Source organism: Albidovulum sp. (assembly GCF_049646345.1).
In the GTDB taxonomy this organism is placed as follows: Bacteria; Pseudomonadota; Alphaproteobacteria; order Rhodobacterales; family Rhodobacteraceae; genus Albidovulum.
Window position 1 is genome coordinate 1 of the sequence record NZ_JBARVQ010000715.1, and the last position, 3,190, is coordinate 3,190.

Annotated in this window: 2 protein-coding genes and 2 pseudogenes; 1 reads left to right on the plus strand and 3 read right to left on the minus strand. The window is 62.0% G+C overall.

The features are described 5' to 3' along the window. A pseudogene (locus tag WBB85_RS18625) lies at positions 1–426 on the plus strand (purine-nucleoside phosphorylase); the annotation flags it as partial. Between the two features lie 61 nt (positions 427–487). On the opposite strand, the gene WBB85_RS18630 reads toward WBB85_RS18625, so the two are convergent. From WBB85_RS18630 to WBB85_RS18640, 3 genes and pseudogenes are all read right to left on the minus strand, one after another. Next, entirely contained in the window at positions 488–1,348 is an 861-nt protein-coding gene (locus WBB85_RS18630; protein WP_432640091.1) for an urea carboxylase-associated family protein, read from the minus strand. A 105-nt stretch (positions 1,349–1,453) separates the two neighbouring features. Then, the gene (locus WBB85_RS18635) at positions 1,454–2,716 is read right to left on the minus strand and encodes a DEAD/DEAH box helicase (RefSeq protein ID WP_432640090.1); all 1,263 of its coding nucleotides are present in this window, start codon (positions 2,714–2,716) and stop codon (positions 1,454–1,456) included. Positions 2,717–3,061: 345 nt separating this feature from the next. Then, a pseudogene (locus WBB85_RS18640) lies at positions 3,062–3,190 on the minus strand (succinate dehydrogenase iron-sulfur subunit); the annotation flags it as partial.

The window sequence follows — 3,190 nt, forward strand, 5'->3', positions numbered from 1 at the left end:
ATGCAGGAGAAGGTGAAGGTTCGCGATGTGATCCTTGCCATGACATCATCGACCCTGTCGACACCATCACGCGGCATCTTCAAGGAACTTAATTTTGCCCCTGCAGCCGACTGGTCGCTCCTGCACGCGGCGGCTGCCGTCGCCGAGGCCAAGGGCGTCGCCACTCATGTCGGCGGCATCTATTCGTCGGATGTGTTCTACGACGAACGCCCGGACCTGAACGAACAGATGATGCGCCACGGTATCCTCGGGGTCGAAATGGAGGCTGCCGAGCTCTATACGCTTGCCGCGCGCTATGGCAGGCGGGCGCTGGCGGTTCTGACCGTGTCCGATCACCTGATCACCGGCGAAGCTCTGCCCTCGTCGGACCGCGAGCGCAGCTTTGGAGACATGGTCGAAATCGCGCTGGAGGCGGCCTTTGCCTGAGTTGGAGCCGGGGGTTTTCCACCCCCGGACCCCCGGAGGATATTTTCAGAACAGAAGAAGATCAGAGCCCGTGGCCACGGCTGTAGCCATTCCTGAGCGGTTGCGACCAGCCCTTCGGGGCCTCTTTTGGCGCGAAGATCTCGACCAGCAGCGGATAACAGCGCGCGGCATCGCTTGAATGTTCCGCCGAACAATCGCCCCCCGGACAGGCGCTGAGCCCGCCCAGAAGGTCGATCTCGGCGAAAAACTCGATGTGGTCGCCAGGGCGCACCGGGCTGGCCTTCATGAAATACTGCCCCGTGTCGCGGGTAAATCCGGTGCACATGAAGACGTTGAGCACATCGTGGACAAGGGCCTCGGCCTCATGGAGCGGCATTCCGGTTTCAGCGGCGAGCGCGCGGGTCAGGTTGGAATGGCAGCAGTGGTGATAATCCCCCCCCGACAACAGCCGGTGCGTGTAGGGGTCGCAGCGCGTGCCGATCACATCATGGACGGAGCCTCCGAAATCGTCGAATCCGTACCAGTCGAGTGTATCCCGTGTCACCGTTGCCATCGGACGAAGCGTCGGGAAGGTCGACCACATCCGGTCCCCTGTCGACAGATGCGTGCCATGCAGGGCGCGGGTCTTGCCGGAATAGAAGCGCTCGGACAGATCGGCTGCATTCCAGAGGTTGAGGTCGCCGACCTGCGGCCCCTCGACCGAAGTGATGCGAAAGAAATGGCCGGCCGGCACCCGGAAACAGCGCGCGTCGCGTGGCGGGACCAGAACCTCGCTGGTTTTCACCGCGTCCGCCCGGATCGCAAGATAGGGGCCGAGATCGGGCGCAGGCAGCGTGTCGACCGGGTAGCATATGACCGGCCTGACATCGCGGCGCGTTGCGGCATCGGCCGGGGCGGCTGTTTCTGGGTTTTCCGGTTTCATCGACATCCTCGCTTGCTGTCCTGCCGCCCAGAAAGTCTGACTCCACGCCAAAAGAAAAGGCCCTATCCGAAGATGGGGCCCCTTGATTTCAGCGATCAGGCAGTGTCACGCCGCCTGACTGTATCTTTTATTGCCCTGTGGCTTGCCACCCCGACGGTGCTGGCCCTGCCCCTGCGGCTTGCCTGGGCCGCCGTGACGGCGCCCCTTGTTCTTTGACCCGCCTGCTGGTTCTTCATGCTCCCACGGCGTGCCTTCCGCGACAGGAATACGCAGCCCCATGGTTTTCTCGATGGCGCGCAGTTCACCCATTTCGGCCGGCGCACAGAACGCAATGGCCGACCCTTCGGCGCCCGCCCGCGCGGTCCGGCCAATCCGGTGCACGTAGTTTTCCGGCACGTTCGGCAGGTCGAAATTGTAGACATGGCGAACCTCGGGAATATCAATCCCGCGCGCGGCCACATCGGTGGCGACCAGAACCCGCAGCTTGCCTTCGCGGAAGGCCCGCAAGGCACGATCGCGCTGGCCCTGGCTCTTGTTGCCATGGATCGAGCCTGCCGCGAAACCGACGGCCTCCAGCGATTTCATCAGCTTTTCCGCACCGTGTTTCGTGCGCGAAAACACCAGCGCGAGTTCATCGCGATGCGCGTCCAGCTTTTCCTTCAGCACTTCGGCCTTGCGCGCCTGCGGCACGAAAATCACCGATTGCGCAATCTTGTCGGCAGCTTTGCCCGGAGGGCTGACTTCGACCCGCACGGGTTTGTTCAGGTAGGCTGCGGCGATTTCGGCCATCTGCTTGGCCATCGTGGCCGAGAACAGCATCGTCTGGCGTTCTGCCGGCAACATCGCGGCGATCTTGCGCAGGGCATGGACGAATCCGAGGTCCAGCATCTGGTCGGCCTCGTCCAGCACCAGAAATTCGGTTTCCGCCAGCGTCAGCGCGCGGCGGTCGATCAGGTCCAGCAGGCGGCCCGGCGTCGCAACGAGGATATCAAGCCCCCGTTCCAGCCGTTTTACCTGCACATTGATCGACTGCCCGCCGACGACGACCCCGATCTTGAGGTGCGTTTTCTCGATGAATGGGCGGATCGCATCGGTGATCTGGCCGGCCAGTTCGCGGGTCGGCGCAAGGATCAGGCCCCGCGCGGTCTTCGGGTTCGGCTTACGACCGGCAGCGGCCATCAAATGCACCATCGGCAGGCCGAAGGCCGCCGTCTTGCCGGTGCCGGTCTGGGCAAGACCCATCACGTCACGGCCCTGCAGGACCAGCGGGATCGCCTTTTCCTGGATCGGGGTGGGTTCGGTCATACCCTGTTCGTTCAGTCGTTCGACGATACGATCGGAAAGACCAAGTTCTTTAAAAGTAAGCAAATTCTACCTTCTCTGCGGTCGCTCTCGCGGACCGCTTCATATTGAATGCAGCCGTCGCCGCCGGATCATTCCGGACCGGTTGCGGCCTTCGCATGGTTGGCGATCCGAACATCCCCATTGGGCCGAATTGCCCTTTGGCGGTCAGATCGTCGGACCCCTGCGTGATGTGGGAACCTTTGGGGATCACTTGGCGTGATCGTTTTCCAAGCTGCAATCCGGTCTTTCTTGTTATCGGATCTTCACTGCTCACGCGGCAGGAGGCTTGGTCAATGGGTGTCACATCAGGTGTCCGCGCTGCAAAGTCAAGTGCCCGCAGCGAAACAACGGAAAATTGTGCCGGAAAGGTCAGACCACCCGTTCGACCATCATCTTCTTGATCTCGGCAATCGCCTTGGCCGGATTGAGACCCTTCGGGCAGGTCTTGGCAAAGTTCATGATCGTGTGGCAGCGGTACAGCTTGAACGGATCTTCCAG

What these genes read in the sequence shown, in the direction of transcription:
- WBB85_RS18630 (WP_432640091.1), bottom strand. Translation starts at nt 1,348, where the DNA reads ATGAAACCGGAAAACCCAGAAACAGCCGCCCCGGCCGATGCCGCAACG.